20 protein-coding genes and 1 riboswitch are annotated in these 24,674 nt (G+C 75.9%); of the genes, 9 read left to right on the top strand and 11 right to left on the bottom strand.

The features are described from left to right. The first annotated feature begins 4 nt into the window (after positions 1-4). The 4 genes from IEY94_RS14885 (at position 5) to IEY94_RS14870 (ending at position 3,734) form a co-directional block, all read left to right on the top strand. Positions 5-1,054: an ABC transporter ATP-binding protein gene (locus IEY94_RS14885; protein ID WP_306341607.1), complete on the top strand. Its 1,050-nt coding sequence runs from the start codon at positions 5-7 to the stop codon at positions 1,052-1,054. 30 nt (positions 1,055-1,084) lie between these two features. Next, positions 1,085-1,825 carry a hypothetical protein gene (locus IEY94_RS14880; protein WP_189170775.1) on the top strand — a complete coding sequence of 247 codons (741 nt, stop codon included), beginning with the start codon at positions 1,085-1,087 and terminating at the stop codon, positions 1,823-1,825. A 24-nt stretch (positions 1,826-1,849) separates the two neighbouring features. After that, positions 1,850-2,596 (top strand): ABC transporter permease, encoded by a 747-nt coding sequence (locus IEY94_RS14875; protein WP_189170774.1) that lies wholly within the window; start codon positions 1,850-1,852, stop codon positions 2,594-2,596. A gap of 136 nt (positions 2,597-2,732) precedes the next feature. Then, positions 2,733-3,734, top strand: a complete 1,002-nt coding sequence (locus tag IEY94_RS14870) for an NAD-dependent epimerase/dehydratase family protein (protein ID WP_189170773.1) — start codon at positions 2,733-2,735, stop codon at positions 3,732-3,734. A gap of 30 nt (positions 3,735-3,764) precedes the next feature. Here the strand turns inward: IEY94_RS14870 and IEY94_RS14865 are convergent, their stop codons facing one another. Further along, positions 3,765-4,268, bottom strand: coding sequence for a pyruvoyl-dependent arginine decarboxylase (locus tag IEY94_RS14865; RefSeq protein ID WP_189170772.1), 504 nt, complete (start codon positions 4,266-4,268; stop codon positions 3,765-3,767). Positions 4,269-5,348: 1,080 nt separating this feature from the next. Here IEY94_RS14865 and IEY94_RS14860 point away from each other — a divergent pair. Both IEY94_RS14860 and IEY94_RS14855 read left to right on the top strand, forming a co-directional pair. Then, positions 5,349-5,891: an acyl-CoA thioesterase gene (locus IEY94_RS14860; protein WP_189170771.1), complete on the top strand. Its 543-nt coding sequence runs from the start codon at positions 5,349-5,351 to the stop codon at positions 5,889-5,891. Positions 5,892-6,700: 809 nt separating this feature from the next. Next, positions 6,701-8,680: a CocE/NonD family hydrolase gene (locus IEY94_RS14855; RefSeq protein WP_189170770.1), complete on the top strand. Its 1,980-nt coding sequence runs from the start codon at positions 6,701-6,703 to the stop codon at positions 8,678-8,680. Between the two features lie 69 nt (positions 8,681-8,749). Here IEY94_RS14855 and IEY94_RS14850 read toward each other — a convergent pair whose 3' ends face one another. The 8 genes from IEY94_RS14850 to hppD form a co-directional block, all read right to left on the bottom strand. Next, positions 8,750-9,823 carry a homoserine dehydrogenase family protein gene (locus tag IEY94_RS14850; protein WP_229783918.1) on the bottom strand — a complete coding sequence of 358 codons (1,074 nt, stop codon included), beginning with the start codon at positions 9,821-9,823 and terminating at the stop codon, positions 8,750-8,752. Next, complete coding sequence (gene metB, locus IEY94_RS14845) at positions 9,820-11,037, bottom strand: cystathionine gamma-synthase (RefSeq protein ID WP_189170769.1); 1,218 nt, start codon at positions 11,035-11,037, stop codon at positions 9,820-9,822. Before metB ends, IEY94_RS14850 begins: the two co-directional genes overlap by 4 nt. After that, entirely contained in the window at positions 11,034-12,023 is a 990-nt protein-coding gene (gene metX, locus IEY94_RS14840; protein WP_189170768.1) for a homoserine O-succinyltransferase MetX, read from the bottom strand. Before metX ends, metB begins: the two co-directional genes overlap by 4 nt. A gap of 124 nt (positions 12,024-12,147) precedes the next feature. Then, positions 12,148-12,269: riboswitch (SAM riboswitch) on the bottom strand. A 113-nt stretch (positions 12,270-12,382) separates the two neighbouring features. Further along, positions 12,383-13,456 (bottom strand): histidinol-phosphate transaminase, encoded by a 1,074-nt coding sequence (gene hisC, locus IEY94_RS14835; protein WP_189170767.1) that lies wholly within the window; start codon positions 13,454-13,456, stop codon positions 12,383-12,385. After that, entirely contained in the window at positions 13,453-14,562 is a 1,110-nt protein-coding gene (locus IEY94_RS14830; RefSeq protein WP_189170766.1) for an RDD family protein, read from the bottom strand. Before IEY94_RS14830 ends, hisC begins: the two co-directional genes overlap by 4 nt. Next, entirely contained in the window at positions 14,559-15,359 is an 801-nt protein-coding gene (locus IEY94_RS14825; protein WP_189170765.1) for an RDD family protein, read from the bottom strand. Before IEY94_RS14825 ends, IEY94_RS14830 begins: the two co-directional genes overlap by 4 nt. Beyond that, positions 15,356-15,985 (bottom strand): RDD family protein, encoded by a 630-nt coding sequence (locus IEY94_RS14820; RefSeq protein ID WP_189170764.1) that lies wholly within the window; start codon positions 15,983-15,985, stop codon positions 15,356-15,358. Before IEY94_RS14820 ends, IEY94_RS14825 begins: the two co-directional genes overlap by 4 nt. Positions 15,986-15,995: 10 nt before the next feature. Further along, a complete protein-coding gene (gene hppD / locus IEY94_RS14815) occupies positions 15,996-17,180 on the bottom strand; it encodes a 4-hydroxyphenylpyruvate dioxygenase (protein WP_189170763.1) in 1,185 nt (394 codons plus the stop codon). A gap of 184 nt (positions 17,181-17,364) precedes the next feature. On the opposite strand from hppD, the gene IEY94_RS14810 reads away from it, so the two are divergent. Next, the gene (locus IEY94_RS14810; protein ID WP_229783915.1) at positions 17,365-17,862 is read left to right on the top strand and encodes an Lrp/AsnC family transcriptional regulator; all 498 of its coding nucleotides are present in this window, start codon (positions 17,365-17,367) and stop codon (positions 17,860-17,862) included. A gap of 9 nt (positions 17,863-17,871) precedes the next feature. On the opposite strand, the gene IEY94_RS14805 is transcribed toward IEY94_RS14810, so the two are convergent. After that, on the bottom strand, positions 17,872-19,872 hold the full coding sequence (locus IEY94_RS14805; RefSeq protein ID WP_189170761.1) for a sensor histidine kinase: 2,001 nt from the start codon (positions 19,870-19,872) through the stop codon (positions 17,872-17,874). A 171-nt stretch (positions 19,873-20,043) separates the two neighbouring features. Between IEY94_RS14805 and IEY94_RS14800 the strand changes: the two genes are divergently transcribed. Both IEY94_RS14800 and IEY94_RS14795 read left to right on the top strand, forming a co-directional pair. Further along, the gene (locus tag IEY94_RS14800) at positions 20,044-21,348 is read left to right on the top strand and encodes a PQQ-binding-like beta-propeller repeat protein (protein WP_189170760.1); all 1,305 of its coding nucleotides are present in this window, start codon (positions 20,044-20,046) and stop codon (positions 21,346-21,348) included. 71 nt (positions 21,349-21,419) lie between these two features. Then, positions 21,420-23,084, top strand: coding sequence for a fumarate hydratase (locus tag IEY94_RS14795; RefSeq protein ID WP_189170759.1), 1,665 nt, complete (start codon positions 21,420-21,422; stop codon positions 23,082-23,084). Here the strand turns inward: IEY94_RS14795 and IEY94_RS14790 are convergent, their stop codons facing one another. Next, positions 23,085-24,632, bottom strand: coding sequence for a hypothetical protein (locus IEY94_RS14790; protein WP_189170758.1), 1,548 nt, complete (start codon positions 24,630-24,632; stop codon positions 23,085-23,087). Positions 24,633-24,674 lie beyond the last annotated feature (42 nt).

Here is a 24,674-nt window from a genome sequence, read left to right as displayed (position 1 = left end):
CGCGATGAGCGTGTACGCGAGGAACCACCGGGCCCGGCGCCGCGTGCCGCGGGTCGACGGCGAGCCGCTGCTCGCCCTGCGCGACGTCCGGATGCACTTCCCGGCCGGCGGCGGCCGGCGCGGCGGGACGGTCAAGGCGGTCGACGGGGTGTCGTTCACGCTGCGCGAGGGCGAGACGCTCGGCCTGGTCGGCGAGTCCGGCTGCGGCAAGTCCACCACCGCCAAGCTGATCGCCCGGCTGCTGGAGCCGACCGGCGGGCAGATCCTGTACCGGGGCGTGGACATCGCCCGGCTCGGCCAGCGCAAGCTGCGGCCGTACCGGCAGGAGATCCAGTTGATCTTCCAGGACCCGTTCTCGTCGCTGAACCCCCGGCACACCGTCGGCACGATCATCGCCACCGCGCTGCGCGCGCACCACATCGTCGACCGGTCCCGGGAGACCGCCCGGGTGCAGGAGCTGCTGGAGATCGTCGGGCTGAACCCGGAGCACCACGGCCGGTACCCGCACGAGTTCTCGGGCGGGCAGCGGCAGCGCATCGGCATCGCCCGGGCGCTCGCGGTGAAGCCGAGGGTGATCGTCGCCGACGAGCCGGTGTCCGCCCTGGACGTGTCCATCCAGGCCCAGGTGATGAACCTGCTCGACGAGCTGCGCCGGGAGTTCGGCATCGCGTTCGTGTTCATCGCCCACGACCTCGGGGTGGTCCGGCACTTCTGCGACCGGGTCGCGGTGATGTACCTCGGCAAGGTGGTCGAGCTGGGGACGCGGGAGTCGCTGTACGGGTCGCCGATGCACCCCTACGCGCAGGCGCTGCTGTCGGCGGCGCCGGACCTGTCCGGCCTGCGGGGGGCGCCGCCGCGGGCGCGGATCCGGCTGGTCGGGGACGTGCCGAGCCCGATCGACCCGCCGACCGGCTGCCGGTTCCGGACCCGCTGCTGGCGGTCGGAGGAGCGGTGCGCGACGATCGAGCCGACGCTGACCCCGACCGCGCGGGACCTGGTCACCGCCTGCCACTATCCCGAGCCGCTCGACCCGTCCTGGCTCGAAGTGGCCTGAGCCCGTCGCTCCACATGGGATACTCGACCGATGGCGCTGTTCGTCGTCGGCCTCACGCTGGCCGGGCTGTCGGCGGTCGCCGGCATGCTGGCCAACTGGATCCGGCCGCCCGCGTGGGCCGAGCGGTCCACCCGGCGGGTGGCCTTCGCGCTGGCCGCCTGCCTGCTCGCCGCCACCGCGGTCGGCTGGTGGGCGTCGGGCCGCCGGGCCCGCCCGGACCCGCCGCGGCCGACGGCCGACCCGGCGCCCGTGGACGCGCTGCTGCGCACCCCGTGGCTGGGGCTGGAGTTCCGGCAGCAGGACCGGCGGCTGCCGATCCGCGACCGGGGCACCGGCCGGGCGGACCGCCGGGACGTCGTGGTGCCGATCGGGGCCGGGCCGTTCGAGATCCGGCTGCCCAAGCCCGGCGCGGGGCGGGCCGTCCAGCTCTGCGCGTGGGTCGACGGCTCGATCTTCCGGCTGGCCGCCGGCGACCGGGTCGACGACGTGCCCTTCCTGCGGCCGGGCACCGGCATGGCGCAGACCGCCGCGGGCAGCGGCGACCTGGTGCTGACCGACGCGGCGCAGAACTACTTCGCCGGGCGGCGGCTCGCGCCGGTGTCGAGCGAGCAGCAGGCGATCCTCTTCTCCCGGATCACGTATCCGTACTGGATCGAGACGCCCCCGCCGCTGCGCCCGGACACCGACATCTCGGTGGTCGTGTACATCGACCACAACGGCAACGGCCTGATCGACAACGACGAGTACGAGTACGTGGTCCTCGACCGCTGACCGCGCCCCGCTAGGGTGGGCCGCGTGGGTGGGGGGACGATCGCGCCGGGGCCGGCGTACGCCGTGGTCCTCGCCGCGCTCGCGCTGCTCACCGCCGCCGGCGCCGCCCTCGCCCGGCTCGGCGTCGGCCGGCAGATCCTGGTCGCCTGCCTGCGCGCCGCCGCCCAGCTCGCCGCCGTCTCGCTCGTCGTCGTCGCCGTGCTCCGCTCCGCCGGCCTGACCGCGCTGTTCGTCGCGCTGATGCTCAGCGTCGCCGCGCTCACCTCCGCCCGCCGGGTCGGCGGTCTGCGGGCCGCGCCGTGGACCGGCGCGGTGCTCGCCGCGGCCACCCTGCCGGTGCTGGGGGTGCTGCTCGCCACCGGGGTGGTGCCGCGGGCGCCGATCGCCGTCGTACCGGTCGCCGGCATCCTCATCGGCGGCACGATGACGGCGACGTCGCTGGCCGGGCGGCGGGCGCTGGACGCGCTGGCGGACCGGTTCGGCGAGTACGAGGCGGCGCTGGCGCTCGGGCTGACCGGCCGGCACGCGGCGCTGGAGGTGTGCCGGCCGCGGGCGGCCGAGGCGCTGCTGCCGGCGCTGGACCAGACCCGGACGGTCGGGCTGGTCACGCTGCCCGGCGCGTTCGTGGGGGTGCTGCTGGGCGGCGCCACGCCGGTCGAGGCGGGGGCGGCGCAGTTGCTCGTCCTGGTCGGGCTGCTCGCGGTGGAGACGGTGGCGGTGGCGCTGACGGTCGAGCTGGTCGCCCGGCGGCGCATCGCCTGGCGCCGCTGACGACCGCGCCGCGGCCGCCCGCCGGCCGGATCGCCGCCGGGGTGGCGCGGGACGGCGCGGTGGCGCGGGCGGCTGCGGTGTTCGCCCACTGTGAACAGCGGTGGCGGAACCGGGGGCGGCGGGGTTGGCTCGGGGGATGCGGATGCTGGTGCTCGGCGGTACGGCGTGGCTCGGGCGGCACGTGGCGGCAGCGGCGGTGGACCGCGGGTACGCGGTGACCTGCCTCGCCCGCGGCACGGCCGGGGTGGCGCCGGCGGGCGTGCGGTTCGTCGCGGGCGACCGGGACGACCCGGCGCTGTGGGAGGGCGTACCCGGCGAGTGGGACGCGGTCGTGGACGTCGCCCGGCAGCCGGGGCACGTCCGGCGGGCCGCCGCGGCGCTCGCCGGCCGGGCCGGGCACTTCGGGTACGTGTCGTCCTGCTCCGCGTACGCCGACCAGCGCACACCCGGCACCGACGAGACCGCGCCGGTGCTGCCGCCGCTGGCCGGGGACGCGATGGCGTCGGCAGTGGAGTACGGCGCGGCGAAGTCCGCCGGCGAGGCGCACGTGGCGGCGGCGTTCGCCGGGCGGCACCTGATCGCCCGGGCCGGGCTGATCGGCGGGCCCGGCGACCGGAGCGGCCGGACGACGTACTACCCGGAGCGGTTCGCCCGGCCCGCCGGGCCGGGCGGCGCGGTGCTGGTGCCGGACGTACCGGGGCTGCGCACGCAGGTGATCGACGTGCGCGACCTGGCGGCGTGGCTGGTGACGGCGGCCGCCGCCGGTACGGCCGGGGTGTTCAACGCGGCCGGGGACGCGCTGCCGCTGGCCGACCACCTGGCCGTCGCCCGGGACGTGGCCGGGCACACCGGACCGGTACGGGCGGCGCCGGCGCAGTGGCTGGCGGCGCGCGGGGTGCAGCCGTGGGCGGGGCCGCGGTCGCTGCCGCTGTGGCTGGAGCCGGCGTACGCCGGCATGAACGACCGGGACACCGCCCGGGCCCGGGCGGCGGGCCTGGTCACCCGGCCGCTGGCCGACACGCTCCGCGACGGCCTGGCCGGGGCCGCGGCCGACACACAGGGTGACGGGTCCGGCGGGCGGCCGTGCGGGCTGGCGCCGGACGACGAGCGGGCGCTCCTCGCCGAGTGGGCGGCCTGACCGGATCGGGCCGCCCGGCCCGCGCCGCGCTCAGCGGGCGCCGGCCCAGGAGGCCGCCTCGTACGGGGCGATGACGAGCACGCACAGCGGCTTGCCCTCGCAGACCGCGCCGCGGACGGTCAGCTCCGGCGCCTCGAACTCGTCCTCCCGGCCGCTGACCAGGTCGGCGAGGCTGGTCAGGATGGCGCTGCGAACGAACCGCTCGCTGGTGCCCTCGTGCTCGACGAACAGGCCGCCCTTGCCGTCCTTGCGCTGCACCCAGCCGATGCCGGCCCACGCCTCCTCGCCGGTCTCGGTGGCCCACTGCGCGGCGTACACGCAGTACATCTTGTCGCCCCACTGGCCGACCGGGACCGGCGTGGCGCCGCTGGCGTCGACCGAGGTCCGCGGCGGGACGACGCTGGACAGCCGGATCAGGTTGTAGTGGCCGAGGTTGACGTGCACCAGCGCCTCGTGGAAGGCGGACAGCGTGGTGCCGCCGGTGCCGGTGGCGGAGACGACCGGGATGGTGGCGTACACGGCGGAAGTCGACATGGATATCTCCGTTCGCGTCCAGCGCGCACTGAGCGCCCACCGCGCGGCAGGGCGCGGTGGGGCGGCGCGGGATGAGGGGTGAGCAGAGCAGGGGGTCCCACGGTGGGCGGCGCCGAGCGGCGCCGGGCATGGCGGTGCGGGCGGAGTCGATCCGGCGGGTTCGATCCGCCGGCCGCCGCGGACGTGGGGGCCGCGGGGCCGGGTGGGGGTGCGGTGGGGGCGGTGGGCCTACGCGACCCGGTGCCGGTCGGTACGGGTGGGCAACGGACGAGCCGCGGGGCCCGCGGTGAGCCGAACGGATAGCGATCGCCGGTGGCACGGCGTCGGGTTCCGGAAGGTACGCACCTGGGTGTGTCCTCTCGCTCGTCACGTCGGTGGTGGCGGTGGCTCCGAGTGAGGGGCTCTCCCCAGCCCCGGTCGGTGCTACCGCGCTCGTGCTACAACAATATTCGCGTATCGGGCAACTCTCGGTAATCGGGCGCCAGGCCGGTACGCGGATACCTGGTTGGTCGCCACCACCCTCGGTAACGGCGACACGCTATCGGGTGCTACTGGCTGAACTTCGCTATCCAGACATTACAGTCAGTACGCGACTACTCTACGTAATTGCCGCGGGCCGCCCTCGGGCGCGCGCTCGGGTGTCCGGCGCGCGGACGCCACGCGCGGTCCCGCCGGGCCGGCGGTGCGCGCTCGGGTACGTGGCGACGGCTGTACACCCGCGCGGGCATCGGCGCGGGTCGTTGCGAAGTGCGATTTCCACAATAGGCACTTCCACCCCGACTGTCTCCATCGATACAGCGAGATTTCCACCACGGCGTCCTGTTCCGACCCACCCGATCGGCCGATCCGGGTAGCCGGGTCCGCACGCCGCCGTGCGGCCTCCGCTCGGCTGCGGCCGGCGCGGTCGGGCTGCGGGCGCGGTGCGGGTGGCTCGCGGGCGGGCCGCGGTGGATGGCGGGCGCGGCGTGGGTGGGCGCGGTCACGGGTGGCGGGGGCCACGTTCGGTGGCGCGGCGGGGCGCCGGCACACGATCATGGGAGAGCGCCCGTACCGGACGCCGCTCGACCAGGGAGTATCAGCATGACCGTCGCCCCGACCAACGCCCACGCCCGCGCCAGCCAGGGCGGCGCGATCGAGATCGGCAAGGCGCCGTCCGAGTCCCGGCTGACGCTGTCCCAGATCATGGACGACCACGACACCAACCTGCTCGGTACGGTGCACGGCGGCGAGATCCTCAAGCTCGTGGACAGCGTCGCCGGCGTGGTGGCCGCCCGGCACAGCGAGGGCCCGGCGGTGACGGCGTTCATGGACGAGGTGGCGTTCCTGGCACCGGTCCGGGTCGGCGACGTCCTGCACGTCGACGCCGTGTGCACGTGGGCCGGGCGGACGTCGATGGAGGTCTCCGTCGTGGCCCGGGCCGACCGGTGGGACAGCACCGCCCCGCAGACCACGGTCGCCACCGCGCACCTGGTGATGGTCGCGGTCGACGACGCCCGCCGCCCCCGCCCGGTACCGCCGCTGAACCCGCAGACGGACGAGGAGCAGCGCCACTACCAGGAGGCGGAGATCCGCCGCCGCCACCGCCTGAACCTCCGCGAGGAACTCCGCCCCACCAAGCCCTGACCCCGCACACCACCCGCAACACCCGCCCCGCCAGCCTCCCCCGGCCTCGCCGGCCACGTCACCCGCACCCGCGAACCACCCCCGACTCCGGCCCGCGCCGGCCGCACGATGCCTGCCGCGGGCCCACTGCCCGCCCGCGACGTCACGCCAGCCGCGGCCCGCGCCCGCCGCGTCACGCCAGCCCGTCCGTGCACGCGCAGCCCGACCGCGCCACGCGTAGCCGGCCGCACGCCCTGGTCCGCCGCCCCGGTGCACCGGCCCCTTGCCACTTCGCGCGCACCCGGGGGGTTCCCACGGAAGTGGGTGCGTTTCTGATCGTTCCCACAGCCAGAAATGCACCCACTTCAGCTCTGCCTTCGACCGCGCGACCGCGCCGGCTGATCAGGCATACCCCAACCGCCACCACCGGTCGCCGGGGCCGGCGTCGGGGCCGGGCGTCAAGGGCCGGGGACCGGGGGCCGGGCAGAGGGCGGACACCGGAACCGATGTCGGGCGTCGGGCGTCGGGCGTCGGGCGTCGGGGAGATCGGAGCGTCGGGGGGCTCCGGGCGCGTCCCGATCGCCATCGCTCGGGGATCGGGGCTGGGCCGGAAAGCCAGGGCGCCGGGGTCGAGGTCCCGGGATTCGGCAGCGGAGATCCGGGCCAAGGATCCGGGCGGGGACCCGGGGGCCGGGTGGTGGCGGGATTGATGCGGGATGGGGTGGATTGTCGCGGGTGGCGGATCAACCAGCGGTGATGGGCGTTGCCGGGTGCGGATGGAGGGCCGCCGGAGGGTTCCCTTCGATCGACGTACGTGCATATCCTCGGGCATGGTCACCCACCCCCGGTACCTCGCGCCGGCCCCCCACCGGGCCACCCGTACCCGCCACCGCCTGGCCGCCGGCCTTACCGCGGCGCTGCTCGGCGCCGCCCTGACCGCCGTCCCCGCGACCGCCGCCGCGCCGCCCGGCGCCGCGCCCGCGGAGACCGCCGACATCACCCCGCCGCCGCCGGTGAGCGGCCCGTTCGTCAGCGGTACCAAGACCGTGAAGACGTACGACTACAGCAAGGCGATCCGCGAGTCCGTCCGCGTCGACACGAAGATCGACAGCGACGGCAACGGGAAGAACGACGTGATCGTCGTGGACATCGTCCGGCCGGCCGAGGCCGCGCGGGCCGGGATCAAGATCCCGGTGATCATCGACCCGTCGCCGTACTACGCCTGCTGCGGCCGGGGCTCGGACTCGGAGAAGAAGAAGTACGGCAACGACGGCGTGCACACCCACATGCCGCAGTTCTACGACAACTACTTCGTCGAGCACGGGTACGCCGTCGCCGCCCTCGACCTCGTCGGCACCGCGCGCTCCACCGGCTGCGGCGACGTCGGCGGGCGCAACGACGTGGCCTCGGCGACGCTGGTGGTGGACTGGCTCAACGGCCGCAACACCGCCTCGTACGTCAACGGCGGCGCCGCGGCGAAGGCCGACTGGTCCACGGGGTCGGTCGGCATGATCGGCAAGTCGTACGACGGGACGATCCCCAACGGCGCCGCCGCCACCGGTGTGGTCGGGCTGCGCACGATCGTGCCGATCGTGGCGATCTCGTCCTGGTACTACTACAACCGGTACGAGGGCCTGACCACCAAGAGCCAGTACATGGCGGGCCTCGGCAAGACCGTCGGCAACAACCAGGGCGTGTGCGGGCCGATCCAGGCCAAGCTCAATACCGCCGCCGACGACTCGACCGGCAACTACAACAACTTCTGGGCCGAGCGGGACCACATCAAGGACGTCGCCAAGGTGCGCTCCTCGGTGTTCGTGATCCACGGCCAGGAGGACATGAACGTCATGCCGATCAACTTCAGCAAGTGGTGGAAGGGGCTCGCGCAGCAGAACGTCCCGCGCAAGATCTGGCTGGCCCGGTCCGACCACGCCGACCCGTTCGACTACCGCCGCACCGAGTGGGTCAAGCAGCTGCACGAGTGGTTCGACCACTGGCTGATGGGCCTGCCGAACGACGTGATGAAGAAGCCGCTGTCCGACGTCGAGTTCGAGAACGAGACCTGGCAGCAGGACCCGGCCTGGCCGGTCGCCGCCGACGCCCGGATCGGGCTGACCACCGGCGGCCTCGACGGCGGCGCGACGGGCACCGGCACGGTGACGATCAAGGACCAGTCGCTCAGCTCCGAGGACCAGGTGTCCGGCTCGCCGAACAGCAAGCAGCCGTACCGGCAGCTCTTCCTCTCCGCGCCGGTCGCGAAGAACGTCCGGGTGAGCGGGTTCCCGACGGTCACCCTGACGATCAAGTCGAACAAGCCGCAGACGCCGCTCGTGGCCCGGCTGGTCGACTACGGCAACCGCAAGGTGTTCGCCGGGATCAGCTCCGGCAGCGGCGAGTCCTGCTTCGGCGGCAAGATCGCCACCGACGACGGCTGCTACGCCAACCGGCCGGCGACCACCAAGAACGCCGCGTACGCGGTGTTCGGGCGGGGCTGGCAGAGCGCCGAGCACCGCACCTCGCTCAGCAGCAGGACGCCGCTGCCGGTCGGCGAGTGGACCGAGGTGACGATCACGCTGATGGGTACCGACCAGCTCATCCGCTCCGGGCACCAGCTCGGGCTGTCGCTGCTGCTGTCCGACCAGCTCCGGTTCGGCGGGCGCAGCTCCGGGGCGACTGTGGACATCGACCTGTCCCGCTCGCGGCTGAACCTGCCGGTCGACGCGCCGGACGCGATCAAGCCGGCCGGGCGGGTGAGCGTGCCGATGACGTACGCACCGCCGCCGGCCCGCCTGCCGGGCGAACTGCGCTAGCGGCCCCACCGCCCGACGACAAGAAACGGCCCCCGCGGTATCGCGGGGGCCGTTCGTCGTCGGGAGCGGTCAGGCGCGCGGGCCGGCCAGGCGCAGGACGTCGTCCAGCAGCGCCGCCGCCGTCACCTCCGCGCCCGCGCCCGGTCCCTGGATGACCAGCGGGCGGTCGGGGTACCGGTCGCTGGTGATCGTCACCCGGTTGTCGCAGCCGCCCCCGCCGGCCAGCGGGTCGCCCGCGGCCAGCGCCTCCAGGCCGACGCTCGCGCCGCCGTCCGGGGCCAGCCGGGCGACGTACCGCAGGGTGCGGCCGCCCGCGGCCGCCGCGGCGTACCGGGCGGCCATCGGGGCGTCCAGCGCGCCCAGCGCCGCGTCGACCCCGGCCGGGTCGGCGGCGGCCAGCGCCGGCGGCAGCAGCGACTCCACCCGGACGGCGTCGGCGGCCAGCGCCGTGCCCGAGCGGCGGGCCAGGATCAGCAGCTTGCGCTGGACGTCCACGCCGGACAGGTCCACCCGCGGGTCCGGCTCGGCGTAGCCGAGCGCGCGCGCCTCGCGGACCAGGTCGGCGAAGGAGCGCCGGCCGTCGTACGCGTCGAGCAGCCAGGCCAGCGACCCGGACAGCACTCCGGCGAGGCCGTGGATGCGGTCGCCGCCGCCGCGCAGCCGGTCCAGCGCGCGCAGCAGCGGCAGGCCGGCGCCGACCGTGGCGGCGGCGCCGTACCGGGCGGCGTGCGCGTCGATGGACCGGTACCGGTTCAGGTCGGCGCCGATTCCCGCCTTGTTGGCGGTGGCGATGGCCAGCCCGGAGCGCAGCCAGCGGGCGTGCCAGCTCGCGACCTCCTCGCTGGCCGTCGCGTCGACGACCACGCCCGACGCGCCGAGCGCCGAGGCGACGCTGTCCAGCCGCTGTACCCGGCCCTCGGGCAGCCGCTGGGCGACCGTCCGCGGGTCCAGGCCGGCGGCCGCGGCGATCCGGCGGCGGGAGTTCGCCACCTGGACCAGCCGCAGGCCGGTGCCGATGCCCTTGCGGCGCAGCCGGTGCAGCCGGTCCAGGAACGCGGTGCCGACGACGCCCGTGCCGAGCAGGACCACGCCCGTGGTCACCGGCGCCGCGGTCGTACGGGGTGCCTCGACCAGACTGCTCACCGGGCCGCCGCCAGCGCGGCGGCGGGGGCCGCGGCCGGGGCGCTGTCGACGAGGGCGGTGCCGGCGCGGTCCAGGGCGGCCACCAGGTCGTTGATCAGGTCGGCGGCGTCCTCGATGCCGACGGACAGCCGCAGCAGGCCGTCGCCGATACCGGCGACCGCGCGGGCCTCCGGGGACATCGCGGCGTGCGTCATGGTGGCCGGGTGGGCGACCAGGCTCTCCACGCCGCCGAGGGACTCGGCCAGGGTGAAGCAGTGCAGGCCGTCCAGGAACGCGCGGACTGCGTCCACGCCGCCGGCCAGCTCGACGCTGACGATGGCGCCGAAGCCGCGGTACTGCTCCTTGGCGATCGCGTGGCCGGGGTGGCTCGGCAGGCCGGGCCAGTGCACGGCCGCGACGGCGGGGTGGTCGGTGAGCGCCGCGGCGACGGCGGCGGCGTTCTCCTGGTGCACCCGCATCCGGGCCGGCAGGGTGCGCAGGCCGCGGCTGGTCAGGTACGCGTCGAAGGGGCTGCCCGTCACGCCGAGGCAGTTGGCCCACCAGGCCATCCGCTCGGCCAGCTCGGTACAGCCGGCGATGATCGCGCCCCCGACGACGTCGCTGTGGCCGTTGATGTACTTCGTGGTCGAGTGCACGACCAGGTCGGCGCCGAGCGCGAGCGGCTGGGCCAGCGCCGGGGACAGGAACGTGTTGTCGGCGACCACGGTCGCCCCGGCCTCGTGCGCGGCGGCGGCCACGGCCCGGATGTCGGTGATCCGCAGCAGCGGGTTCGACGGCGTCTCCAGCCACACCACGGTCGGCTCCGCGGCCAGCGCGCGGGCGACCGCGTCCGGGTCGGTGAAGTCGACGGTGACCAGGTGGAACAGGCCCTTGCGGGTCAGCGCGTCGAACAGCCGCCAGCTCCCGCCGTAGCAGTCGTGCGGGACGACCAGCGTGTCGCCGGGGCTCAGCAGCGCGTGCAGCACGGTGGTGATCGCGCCCATGCCGGTCGCGGTGATCACGCCGCCGGCGCCGCCCTCCAGCGCGGACAGCGCGTCGGCGAGCAGGTCCCGGGTCGGGTTGCCGCTGCGGGTGTAGTCGTACGTGCGCTTGTCGTCGAACCCGGCGAAGCTGAAGTTGCTGGAGAGCACCATCGGCGGCACCACGGCCCCGTACGTCGGGTCGGTGTCGATCCCGGCCCGCACGGCGCGGGTGGTCGGGGACAGCTCGGTCATGCGGGACCTCCAGTGAGCGCGGCGCGCAGGATCGCGCCGATCCGGTCGGGTTCGGTGAGAAAGGCGTCGTGGCCGGTCAGCGAGCTGATCCGGGAGAAGTGGACCGGGGCGGGCAGCCGGTCGGCGAGTTCGGCGACGAGGGCGGGCGGGACGAGCTGGTCCTCCTCCACGGCGACGAGGACGGTCGGCGTGCGGACGGCGGCGGGGTCGACGGCGTGCAGGTCGATCGACTCGGAGAGACATCGGAACGCCGCGGGCGAGGTGTGCCGGACGTACTTGGACCCGCAGTGCTCCAGGTAGTCCGCCGAGGCGGCCCGGGCGTGCCCGTCGACCAGCGCGACCGGGTCGGCGAACCGGGCGGCGAACTCGGCCGGCGTGCGGTACGTCAGCATGGCGAGCTGCCGGGCCAGGGCCAGGCCCTCGCCGGCCCGCCCGCCGGCCGCGCCCAGCTCGACGACCTGCCGCTGGACGGCGCGCAGCGCGCTGGCGTACGGGTGCGGGCGGTGGGCGCCGCTGATCGCGACCAGCCGGTCGAGCCGGTGGCCGTGCCGGGCGGCGAACTGGAGGCCGGTCATCGCGCCGTACGAGCTGCCGACGAACGCGGCGACCCGGTCGACGCCCAGCTCGGTACAGGCCAGGGCCAGCGCGTCGGCCTGGTCGGCGCTGTCCACGGGGGCTTCCAGCGCGCCGTCGCCGCCGAGCCAGTCCATCGCGACCACCCGGTACCGGTCGGGGTCCAGCGCGCGGCCGGGGCCGACCTGGGCGTCCCACCAGCCGGGCTCGGGGTGCTCGGGGCTGGCGGCGGCGTGCCGGTGGGCGGAGATGCCGCCGGCGACGATCACGGCGGGGGCGTCGGCGCGGCCGACCTGCTCGGCGCGGATCGTGAGGGTGCGGCGGCCGGCGTGCCGCAGTTCCAGGGACGCCGCGAACGCGACCCGCCGGGCGGCCGTGCGCGGCGCCGGGGTCGGTGCGGTGGTGGCGTTCATCCTGGATCACTCCGCCTGGCCGGGGGCTCAGGGGCCACACCCGGCGGGGCGGAAACCAAACGCTGCGGTGATACCAGGTACGCATCGACTGGCGGCGGGCAGCCTGACGGCCGTCGTCTCCAGCGATCCATCTACCGGCGGACCCGACGAAGGTCCCCGCAGGATTTGGCACCATTCCGTCGAGTTACCTCGACGGCGGCTGCCCCGGCGTCATCGGGCCTGTCCCTAAGCCGGTCTTGATGGATATCGCCGATCAGACTATGGCGCCGAGTGACGCTGTGTCAACGAGTGTGAATCGACCCACGTCGCTGGCGCCGGAACCGGCCGCGGGCGGCGCCGCCCGCGGCCGGTGCGCGGGCTCAGAGCACCGACTCCGCGACGGCCAGGAACGCGTCGTTCTCCGCCGGCGTGCCCACCGTGACCCGGACGCCGTCGCCGGCGAACGGCCGGACGATCACGCCCTTGGCCTCGCACGACTTCGCGAACTCGACCGCCCGGTCGCGCAGCGGCAGCCAGACGAAGTTGGCCTGGGTCTCCGGTACGTCCGGCAGCAGCTTGCGGCTGCGCTCCAGCAGCCGCTCCCGCTCGGCGATGACCAGGTCGCAGCGGCGGCGCATCTCGTCGGCCTGCGCCAGCGCGGCCAGCGCGGCGGCCTGCGCGGTCGAGCTGGCCGAGAACGGCGTCACCACCTTGCGGACGGCGGCGGCCACCTCCGGCTGGGCTATCAGGAAGCCCATCCGCAGCCCGGCCAGGCCCCACGCCTTGCTGAGCGTGCGCAGCACCACGATGTTCGGGCGGTCGGCGTAGGTGAGGCCGTCGGGGACGTCGGCGTCGGTGACGAACTCCCGGTACGCCTCGTCCAGCACCACCAGGACGTCGTCCGGGACCGCGGCGAGGAAGCGGTCCAGCTCCTCGCGGCGGACGGCCGTACCGGTCGGGTTGTTCGGGTTGCAGACCAGCACCAGCCGGGTCTGCGGGGTGATCGCCGCGGCCATCGCGTCGAGGTCGTGGGCGTGCGCGGCGGTGTTCGGCACCCGGACCGCGGTCGCGCCGGAGGTGGCGGCGATGATCGGGTACGCCTCGAACGACCGCCACGCGAAGACCACCTCGTCGCCGGGCAGGCAGGTGGCCCGAACCAGCGTCTCGGCCAGCGCCACCGAGCCGCAGCCGGTCGCGACGCGGCCGGGGTCGACGCCGTACCGCTGGGCCAGCGCGTCGCGCAGCGCGAGCACGCCCATGTCCGGGTACCGGTGCGCGGTGGCCGCCGCCCCGGCGACCGCGTCGACCACGCCGGGCAGCGGGCCGTACGGGACCTCGTTCGAGGCCAGCTTGATCGCCTCGGGCAGCCCCAGCTCGCGGGCCAGGTCGGCCGGGCTGCGGCCGGGGACGTAGTTCGGCAGGGCGTCGAGGTCGGGTCGGGTCAACTTCGTCATGGGGTGTCTCCGGTCGGACGGGCGCCGGCAGGGTCACCGGCGGCGGGCGTGCGCGGGGTCGCCACGACCACGGTCATGGCGGCCCGGTCGTGCAGGGCCTGGCGCAGCGGGCGGTTGTACAGCACGGCGACGCAGTCGATGAACTGCAGCACCGGGCCGAGGCAGCCGCAGCACCAGAGGAGGGTGGCGAGGCCGAGCGGGTTCCAGCGCAGGAGCGCGCGGCCGACGCCGATCGGGCCGGCCCGGTCGAGCCGGACCACCTGGATGCCGGCCAGCCGCTTGCCGAGCGTGCGGTTGCCGAAGGCGAGCGCCGGGATCTCGTACGCCGCCCACAGCGCGGTGGTGATGCCGAGGATCAGCATCAGGTACGTGTCCAGCTCGGGCGGCGGCGGCGCACGGTAGACGTCGCCGCGCTGGGAGGCGGCGATCACCTCGCGCCAGATGGGGATGAGCAGCTCGCCGGCCCGGTACAGGAACCAGGAGTTGACGACGAGCGCGAGCATGCCGACGGCGCCGACGTCGATCACCCGGGCGACGAACCGGGCGCCGAGCGGCGCGACGGGGAGGCCGTGCACGATCGCGGGCGGCAGCGGGCCGCGGTACGCCGGGACGCCGGGGTACGGGCCGGGCTGGCCGTGGCCGGGCTGGCCGGGTCCGGGCAGGCCGGTCGGGACGCCGCCGGGCACCGGGTGGTCGGGGCCGCCGGATGCGGGGTGGCCGGGGTCGGCGGGTGCGGGGTGGCCGGGGTTGGCGGGGCCGGGCCGGGGCGCGCCCTGGTGGTCCGGCCATGCGGCCGAGGGGTTCTGGTGGGCTCCGCCGGGCCCGCCCACCGCGCCGGTCGGGGCGCCGGGGCCCGCGGCCGGCGGGGCGCCGGATCCCGGCGGCGGGCCGGGGCTCGGCTGGGTGGCGGGCGCGGGCGGCGGGCCGGTGAGCCAGCCGCCGCCGGCGGCCGGGCCGTCCGGGGTCGCGGGCGGGTCCGCCGGGGGCGGGCCGGGGGGCGGGGTGGCGGCGACGGGCAGCGGCGCGCCGAGCCAGCCCTCGCCGTCCCAGTACCGCTGGGTGCTGCGGTCGGCGGGGTCGGGGTACCAGCCGGGGGGCAGGCTCATCGCGGGTCCACGACCACGGCGGTGCGGGCGACCTTGTCGTGCAGGCACTGCTGGTACGGCTTGTCCCAGAGCTGCCACAGGCCGTCCAGCAGGTTCCAGAACGGCACGACGACCCCGGGCAGCGTCGCGATCAACCAGCGCAGGCCGAGCATGCCGCGGGTCAGCGGCACGCGCGGGTCGAGCGGGACGATCCGGATCCCGCAGAGCCGCTTGCCGAGCGTCTGCCCGGTCCGGCGGACCAGCTCCACGTGGTACACCCAGGACAGGCCGAACATCAGCGCGAACAGCACGGCGTACCCGAGCAGGACGAGCGGGACGACGACCGCCGGCTCCGGCTCGGCGTCGGCGTCGCTGAGGACCGCCACGGCGCCGAACGCCAGCAGCATCAGCGGCAGCGCGACGACCAGCGAGGCGAGGCCGAGGATCAGGCCGTCCAGCAGGTACGCGCCCAGCCGGATGCCGAAGCCGGCGAGCGGCTGCCCACCGGGAGTCAGCGCGGGCGGCGCCGCCACCGGGCCACCGGGGTACGGCGCACCGGGGTACGGCGCGGCGAGGTGGGCCGGGGCGCCGGGGTACGGCGCCGCGCCGGGATGCGGTGCGGCGGCGGGTGGCGCGCCGTGGCCGGCGTGCTGCGGCGCCGGGTACCCGGCGGGACCGCCGGGCGGCACGTCGGCGGCGGCCGGCGCCTCGGCCGCCGGGCGCGCGGCGGGGTCGGGAGCGGTCGGCGGCGGGGCGGGCGGGGTCGGGGCGGCGACGGGCGGGGTCGCCCGGCCGGGTGGGTCCGTCGGTTCCGTCATGCGCTCACCCTCACCACGATCGTCCTCGCCGCCCTGTCGTGCAGGCACTGCCGGTACGTATGATCCCCGAGCTGCCACAGCCCGTCGAGCAGCACCCAGGCCGGCACGCACAGCGCCGGCAGCCACTGCGTCGCCCAGCGGATCAGCAGCGTCGAGCGGCGCAGCCGCGCGCCGGGCTCCACCGGCACGATCGCCACGCCGCAGGTCCGCTTGCCGAGCGTGCGGCCCTGCCGGACGACCAGCTCGACGAAGTACAGGTACTGGAGCAGTCCGGCCGTGCCGAGCGAGACCGCCAGCCCGCCGGGCGAGATGGTCGGGCCCTCGCCGGTGTTCGACGAGCCGACCGCGCCGGCGAGCGGGCCGAGGCCGAGCAGCAGGACGCCGATCGTGGCGTCGAGGATGAAGGCGGCCAGCCGGCTGCCGAAGGAGGCCAGCCGCCGCTCCTCCACCACCGCCGCGCCGGCCGGCGCCGGGTCAACCGGAGCCGAGGCGACCGGAGCCGCGTCGACCGTGGTCGGCTCAACCGGGGCCGGGGCCGGGGCGGCGGGCGGCGGGTCCGGGGCGGCGCTGGGCTCGGCCGGAGGACCGGCCGAGCCCGTTTCGCCGTGTTCGTCAGGGTTCGTCACCCCGACAGTCTTACAGGTTGCCGCGCTGCTCCTGCTCGCGTTCGATCGCCTCGAACAGGGCCTTGAAGTTGCCCTTGCCGAAGCCCAGCGAGCCGTGCCGCTCGATCAGCTCGTAGAAGACCGTCGGGCGGTCCTGCTGCGGCTTGGTGAAGATCTGGAGCAGGTAGCCGTCCTCGTCCCGGTCCACCAGGATCTTGCGCTTCTTCAGCTCCTCGACCGGGACCCGGACCTTGCCGATGCGCTCGCGCAGCTCCGGGTCGTCGTAGTACGAGTCCGGGGTGGCCAGGAACTCCACGCCCGCGGCCCGCATCGCGTCGACGCTGGCCAGGATGTCGTTGGTGGCCAGCGCGATGTGCTGGGCGCCCGGGCCGCCGTAGAACTCGAGGTACTCGTCGATCTGCGACTTCTTCTTGGCGACCGCCGGCTCGTTGAGCGGGAACTTGACCTTCCGGGTACCCGAGGCCACGACCTTGCTCATCAGCGCCGAGTAGTCGGTGGCGATGTCGTCGCCGACGAACTCGGCCATGTTGATGAAGCCCATGACCCGGTTGTAGAAGGACACCCACTCGTCCATCTTGCCCAGCTCGACGTTGCCGACGATGTGGTCGACCGCCTGGAAGAACCGCTTCGGCGCGCCGGGGGCCTTGGCCACCAGCGGCTGCCGGGCGACGAAGCCGGGCAGGAACGGGCCGGTGTAGCCGGAGCGGTCGACGAGGACGTGCCGGGTCTCGCCGTACGTCGCGATCGACGCGGTCCGGACCGTGCCGTACTCGTCCTTGTGGTCGGTCGGCTCCTGGATGCCCGTGGCGCCCTGCGCGATGGCGAACGCGTAGTTCTTGTCGACGTCCGGCACCTCCAGCGCGATCTCGATGACGCCGTCGCCGTGCCGGGCGTAGTGCTGGGTGGCCTCGGCGCCGGCGTGCACGCCGCCGGCCAGGACGAACCGCACGCCGCCGGAGGTGAGCACGTACTCGGCGTGGTCCCGGTGCCCCTGCTCCGGGCCGCGGTAGGCGACCAGCGTCATGCCGAACGCGGTCGAGTAGTAGTGCGCGGCCTGCTTGGCGTTGCCCACGTAGAAGCGGACGTGGTCCCAGCCCTTGATCGGGAACGGGTCCGCGGAGATGTCGTGCGCGACGGCGCCGACGAGATCGTCGACGTTGACCTCGGCGTCGAGATCGGTCGTGAGATCGGTCATAGTCGATGACCCCTTCCCTGTGGCGGTGGAGAGTCCGAGAATGCCCCGCTCGCCCGCAACTGGGCAACTGACCTCTTCCGAGCTGGTCAGCTTGTACGGAACGACAACCGGAACCCCGAGTATGCTGGACAATCTGTCCAGCCCGACGCGACATGCCGGGCCGGCCCGCCCCCGGAGGTCCCCGATGTCGCTCGATGCGCTCGACGCCCGACTCATCGATCTGCTCACCGCCGAGCCGCGGATCGGGGTGCTGGAGCTGTCCCGCCGGCTCGGCGTGGCCCGCGGTACGGCCCAGGCCCGGCTGGACAAGTTGCAGGCGCGCGGGGTCATCCGCGGGCTCGGCCCGGAGATCGACCCGGCGGCGCTGGGCTTCCGGGTGATGGCCTTCGTCACGCTGGAGATCCGCCAGCGGTACGGCCACCGGGCCGTCGCCGACCACCTGCGGGACATCCCCGAGGTGCTGGAGGCGTACACCATCTCCGGCGCCGGGGACCTGCTCTGCCGCATCGTCGCCCGGACCAACGCCGATCTGCAGCGGGTGATCGACCAGGTGGTCGGGTACGACGGGATCGTCCGGGCCTCGACGTTCATCGCGCTGGCCGAGCGGATCCCGCTGCGCACCCTGCCGCTGGTGCACGCCGCCACCGCGCCCCGCCCGCCGACCGAGCCGCCCACCCACTGAAGTGCCCCGTCAGCAGCCGCCGTCGGGGCCCGCGGCCAGGCCCGCGGCGACCCCGCCCGGCGCCGGCGGCGGGTCCGGCGCGGCCGGGCCGAGCGCCGCGCCCGGCACCGTGACCGTGAACGTGCTGCCCGCCCCCGGCACCGACGCCACCGCGATGTCGCCGCCGTGCGCCCGGACGATCCGGTGCACCACCGCGAGCCCCAGCCCCGTCCCGCCGGACCGCTCCCCCGCGGCCCCCACCCGGGCGAACGGGTCGAAGATCAGGTCCAGGTCGGCCTCGGCGATGCCGACGCCGGTGTCGCTGACCGCCACCGTGAGGTCCGGCCCGGCGGCGCCGGCCGCGACGGTGATCCGACCCCGCTCCGGGGTGTACCGGATCGCGTTGGCCAGCAGGTTCTCCAGGATCTGCCGGAACCGCACCGGGTCCACCCGGACCAGCATCGGCGGCACCTCGACCGCCACCCGCAGCCGCTTGGGATCCAGCAGCGGGCCGAGCGAGCTGACCAGGTCCCGGACGAGCCGGTCCAGCCGGATGTCGGCCGGGTCCAGCTCCATCGTCCCGGACTCGACCCTGGACAGGTCCAGCAGCTCGTTGATCAGGGCGAGCAGGTGCCGGCCGCTGGTGTGCACGTGCCCGATCCACGCGGCGTGCGGGTCGTCCGGGGCGAGGTCGGCCCGCATCAGGTCGGAGAAGCCGATGATCGCGTTCAGCGGGGTGCGCAGCTCGTGGCTCATCGCGGCGAGGAAGTCCCGCTTGGCGTTGTCCGCCCGGGTCAGCGCCCGGACCGACGCCGCCAGCTCGGCGCCCAGCCGGCGCTGCTCGGCCAGCGCGGCCTCCCGGTCGGCGAGCACCGCGCTGCGCTCGGCCAGCACCCCGCACAGCACGGCGATCCGGGCGACCAGCTTCAGGTCGTCCCCGGCGAACAGGCCGCGGGTCCGGTTCGCGATGACCAGCGCGCCGCCGGCCAGCCGGGGCGGCGGCAGCGGTACGGCGGTGAGCAGCAGCCCGGCGCCCGGCCCGGCGGCGAGGTCGGCGAGCAGCGGCCCGCCGGCGTGCCGGCTGGCCGCGCCGCGGGCGGCGCCGACGGCGACCGGCTGGCGCAGCCCCAGCAGCGCGTCGAGCGCGCCCGCGGGCAGGCCGGGCGGCGGGGCCCAGTCGGTGCCGGCGGCGCCGGCCCGGCAGAGCGCGCCGGCCGGGTCGCGGAGCAGCACCACGACGGCGTCCGCGCTGGTCACGTCGCGGACCACCCCGGCGTACCGGCGCCACAGCCGCTCCGCCGCCTCGGTCGGCGGGGCGTCCAGCAGGCGCTCGCCGACGACGTTCGCCGCCCGGGTCGCCCACACCTCGCGCAGCCAGCGCGGCGGTACGAACGCCACCAGGTAGCCGAGCGCGGACAGCACCAGGCAGCTCTCGTACGCCACCAGCACGGCCACCCCCGGCCCGGTCAGCGCGAGGTGGTGGTTGGCGCCGTCGTCGGTGATCAGCCCGGCCCGGGTGCCGACGACGGCGAGCAGCGGTGCCCCGGCGAACAGCAGCGTGGCGGCCGCGGCCACCCGCAGCCGGACGGCCGGCGTGCCGCGGCGGTGCCGGGCCTCGGCGGCGAACAGCCGGGCGGCGGCGACCTCGATGGCGACGAAGCAGGCCGCGTACGGGATGCCGACCGCGGGCGGGACCGGCCGGTCGACGGCGGCCATCGGCACGGACAGCAGCAGCACCGCCGCCAGCGCCGCGCCCTCCAGCCAGCGCGCCGTCGGCCGCAGCAGCCCGGCGATCCGCAGCGTCTGGTACGCCCGGGCCAGCGCGAGCGCCGCGACCGGGCCGGTCAGGTCGGTGCGGCCGGTGGCGTACCAGAGCAGGTCGGCGACGAGGAACACCAGGTCGGGGACGAACAGCAGGGCGATCTGCCCGTCGATCGGGTCCCGCCGGCGCAGCCACAGGACGGCCGCGCGCACCAGGATCGCCACCGCGGGGAGCGCGACGAGCGTGGTGAGCAGCGAGGTCACGTTCACTGGCTGGTACCCATCGGTGAGCCGGCCCGCGAGCCGGGCCCCCTACATTGTCCCTGCTGGGGCGCCCCCGCGGCCCCGCTTTGCCGGCTGCCCCATAAACCCCTCAATCGGTACGACACGGAACAACCGGGCTGACCCGCGGCGCGGGCGCGGCGCCACTACCGTGCACGCGTGCCCCGCCGCGACAACGCCGGGATCGCGCGCTGGCTGGCGCTCAGCGCGGTCGTGCTGATCGTGCTCGCCGCCACCGGCGTGTGGAACCCGCTCGCCCCGCTCTGGCGGCTCGTCCACGCGAGCCGCCCGCTCGCCGACGCCGGGCTGGCCTGGCAGCAGCGGCTGGGCGGCACCCCGCACACCGTGACGCTCGCCGGGGACGTGCTGGTCGCCGAGCACCGCGACTTCACCGAGGCCCGGGCGCTCGCCGACGGGCGGCGGCGGTGGAGGACCGACGCCGACTGGTCCGCCGTCGCCGGGGACGGCCGGTCCGCCGTGGTGGTCACCGGCGAGCTGCTGACCGAGGGGTACCGGGTGCTCGACCCCGGCACCGGCCGGGCGCTGCGCGAGGAGAAGCGGGCGGCGGCGGTGTGGACGTACCGGGACGCGGTGCTGGACCTCGGCTGCGCCGCCGCGGGCGACTGCGCGCTGACCGCGTGGGCGCCGCGGGGCAGCCGACCGCGCTGGCGGGTGCCGCTGCCGAGCCCGGACTTCGTGCTGTTCGCCGACAACCCGCCGCTGCCCGGCGCCCGGCCGCTGGCCGCCCCGGCGGTGCCGGCCGCTGCCGCCGGCCCGGCGCCGCTGCCGCCGGTGCTGGGCTTCCCGGTGGGCGACACGGTGTACGTCGTGGACACCGCCGCCGGCGCGCTGCGCCAGGAGGCCCCGCCCGCGGCCGACCAGCGGGTCGTCGTCGCCGGCGGCCGGGTGCTGCGGATCCGGGCGGAGGCGCGCGACGGCGGCTGCTGGTTCGACGTGGCGGCCACCGACCCCGGTACCCAGGCCGAGGCGTGGGCCCGCCCGGAGCTGAACCTGCGCACGGTCCGCCGCGGCTGCGTCCAGCGCGACGACCCGAGCGGCGGCGAGAGCGTGCTGGTCGGGGTGGACCCGGGCGGGCGCGAGCTGCTGGTCGACGCGTACGACGGGCGCACGCTCTGGCGCGCGGCCGACCGGGGCGAGCGGGTGGCCGGGGTGGACAGCCGGCGGGCGCTGGTGGTCGGCGGCGGCGGGCTGCGCGGGGTGGCCTTCGGCGCGGGCGCGCGGGCCTGGCAGCGGCGGCTGCCGGACCGGGCGCAGGTCGCGCTGACCCCGGCCGCGGCGCTGGTGGTGGACCGGGCCGGCGAGCGGATCACCGCGCTGCGCCCGGAGACCGGCGCCGAACTGCTCAGCACCGGCTCGACGGCGAAGGTGGTGGCGGTGGGCCCGGCCGGGCTGGTCCTGCTGAGCGGCGCCGACATCGGGTACGCCCGGTTCGCCCCGCGCTGACCCCGGCCCGGCGCGGCCGCGCCCGCCCGCCGCTGCGGCGCCGCGACCGGCCGGGCTTAAGCTGGCACGTTATGAGCGCCGCCGCATTCGCCCACGCCCCGCTGCTGCCGCTGGGTGCCGACACCACCGAGTACCGGCTGATCACCGACGAGGGCGTCGACGTGGTCGAGGGGCCGGGCGGGCGCCGGTTCCTGACGGTCGAGCCGGCGGCGCTCACCCAGCTCACCGCCGAGGCCATGCACGACATCGCGCACTTCCTGCGCCCGGCGCACCTGGCCCAGCTCCGGGCCATCCTGGACGACCCGGCGGCCAGCGCCAACGACAGGTTCGTCGCGCTGGACCTGCTGCGCAACGCGAACATCGCCGCCGGCGGGGTGCTGCCGATGTGCCAGGACACCGGTACCGCGATCGTCATGGGCAAGCGCGGCCGGCACGTGCTCACCGACGGGCGGGACGAGGAGGCCATCGCCCGCGGCGTGCACGCCGCCTACACGAAGCTGAACCTGCGCTACTCGCAGCTCGCCCCGCTGACCATGTGGGACGAGCGGAACACCGGCAGCAACCTGCCGGCCCAGGTCGAGCTGTACGCCGAGGACCCGGGCGGGGTGGCCGACGCGTACAAGTTCCTGTTCATGGCCAAGGGCGGCGGGTCGGCGAACAAGTCGTACCTGTACCAGGAGACCAAGGCCCTGCTGAACCCCACCCGGATGATGCAGTTCCTGGAGGAGAAGCTGCGGCTGATCGGCACGGCCGCGTGCCCGCCGTACCACCTGGCGATCGTCGTCGGCGGGACCAGCGCGGAGTTCGCGCTGAAGACCGCCAAGTACGCCTCGGCCAAGTACCTCGACGCGCTGCCCACCGCGGGCGACATGACCGCGCACGGCTTCCGCGACCTCGAACTGGAGGAGCAGGTGCTGGAGCTGACCCGGGAGTTCGGCATCGGGGCGCAGTTCGGCGGGCGGTACTTCTGCCACGACGTGCGGGTGGTCCGGCTGCCCCGGCACGGCGCGTCCTGCCCGGTGGCGATCGCCGTGTCCTGCTCGGCCGACCGGCAGGCCGTCGCCAAGATCACCCCGTCGGGGGTCTGGCTGGAGAAGCTGGCGACCGACCCGGCCCGGTACCTGCCGGACGTCACCGACGCCGCGCTCGACGGCGGCGAGGTCGTCCGGGTGGACCTGAACCGGCCGATGGCGGAGATCCGGGCGGAGCTGTCCCGGTACCCGGTCAAGACCCGGCTCTCGCTCACCGGCCCGCTCGTCGTGGCCCGCGACATCGCCCACGCGAAGATCGCCGAGCAGCTCGACGCGGGCGCGCCGATGCCGGCGTACCTGCGCGACCACGCCGTCTACTACGCCGGCCCGGCGAAGACCCCGGAGGGGTACGCGTCCGGCTCGTTCGGCCCGACCACGGCCGGCCGGATGGACTCGTACGTCGAGAAGTTCCAGGCCGCCGGCGGCTCGCTGGTCATGCTGGCCAAGGGCAACCGGTCGGCGCAGGTCACCCGCGCCTGCCGCGAGCACGGCGGCTTCTACCTCGGCTCGATCGGCGGCCCGGCCGCCCGGCTGGCCCGGGACTGCATCAAGCGGGTCGAGGTGCTGGAGTACCCCGAGCTGGGCATGGAGGCGGTCTGGCGGATCGAGGTCGAGGACTTCCCCGCCTTCATCGTCGTGGACGACAAGGGCAACGACTTCTTCGCCGCGACCAGCACGCCGACGCTGACGATCGGCCGCCGGTAGCTACTTCAGCTCGTGGTCCCGCCGGTCGTAGAACGGGCCGGCGATGATCACCGGCTCGCCGGTCAGGTAGTACTCGTCGTCGTCCGGGCTGGCCGACGCGCCGGCCCGGAGCTGCTCGAACACGACCAGGTGCGGCCCGCCGACGGCGAAGCCGGGGACCCAGTCGTCCGGGTGCAGCGACTTGTCCAGCGTGATGCCGGCCAGCAGCGCGCCCGTGCGCAGGTCCAGCTCCGCGGCGCGGCCGGCGGCCGTGCTCACGTAGAGGCTGTCGCCGTACGCGGTCAGCAGGTGCCGGACCGCCGGCGCCGACGGGTCGACCCCGCGCGGCCCGACCGGCGGCACCGCCGGGGCGGGCAGGCCGAGCAGCGCGGCCAGGTCGGCGGCCGGCGGGACCGGCGCGGTCGGGCCGCGCCAGCGCCAGCGCGGCCGGCCGTCGACCGCGCCGCTGACCACGGCGGCGCCGTCGGCGACGGTCGCGGCGAGCACCGAGCCGTCGGGGCGGCCGATCGGCATCGCGCCGTCGGCGTCCAGGCCCGGCGCGCGGACCGGCCGGGGTACGGCGCCGGGGCGGGCGGGGGCGGTGAGCAGCCAGGCGGCGGTCGTCGGCGCCCCCGGCACCGGCGGTGGCGGCACGACCGGCGGGGCGCCGCCCGCCGGGCGGGCGGTCGGTGCCGCGGCGCCGGATGGGCGGGCGGGCGGGCGCGCCGGGCGGGCGGGCGACGGGGTGAGGGCGGGCGGTTCCGGCGGGGTGACGATCCGGACGCCGAGGCAGCCGCCGCGGGCCGGGCCGCAGCCCAGCGGCGTGACGACCGCCCCCTCCCGCTCCGCGCGCCAGGTGCCGACCCGGGCGCCCGTCCGCGGGTCCGCGTACTCGATCGTCGCCGGGCCGCAGCCGCGGATCACGGCCAGCAGCTCCCCGGTCGTGGTGAACGCGTCCAGCAGGCACCGGTCGCCCGGCCGGCGCCAGCGGACCGCGCCCGCGTGGTCCAGCGCCATCGTCTCGGTGGCGCCGGCGACCACGATCGTGTCCGCGGTCGCGTGCATCCCCGCCGGGGTGTACACGGTGGTGGCGCCGTCGCGCCGGCCGGTGTACCCCGCGCCGGCGGGCGCGGCCGGGCCGGGGGTGCGCCAGCGCAGCGCGCCGGTGCGCAGGTCGGTCGCCGTCAGCAGGCCGTCGGACCAGCGGGTCACCGCCAGCCGGTCGGTGGCGACGACGCCGAGGACCTGCTGTGGCCAGCGGCGCAGCGCCCAGTACGGGCTGGTCTGGTACCGGGTGTGCGCCGGCCCGTCGGCCTTGACCTGGAACTTGTCGGCGTACACCCGCAGGTCGGTGCCGATGAACAGCGGTGCGTTGGCCAGCCGCCCGTAGAGCTGGGTGGGCCGGCCGGGGCCGCTCGGGTACGGGCCCTGCGCCAGCGTGACCACCTCGGCGGGGCGCAGCGTGCGGTACGCGGCGAGGGCGCCGAGGCCGGCGAGGAGGGCGACCGCGGCGAGCGCGGCCAGCCAGGTGCGGGCCCGCCCGGGGCGGCGCGACGGGGCGACGTCCATGGTGCTGCACCCTACCGAGCGCCCGCACCCCCGCCGGCGGCC

It is taken from the genome of Pilimelia anulata (assembly GCF_014647895.1).
In the GTDB taxonomy this organism is placed as follows: domain Bacteria; phylum Actinomycetota; class Actinomycetes; order Mycobacteriales; family Micromonosporaceae; genus Pilimelia; species Pilimelia anulata.
The sequence above is the reverse complement of the archived record's forward strand: the minus strand, read 5'-3'. Positions and strand labels throughout refer to the sequence as shown.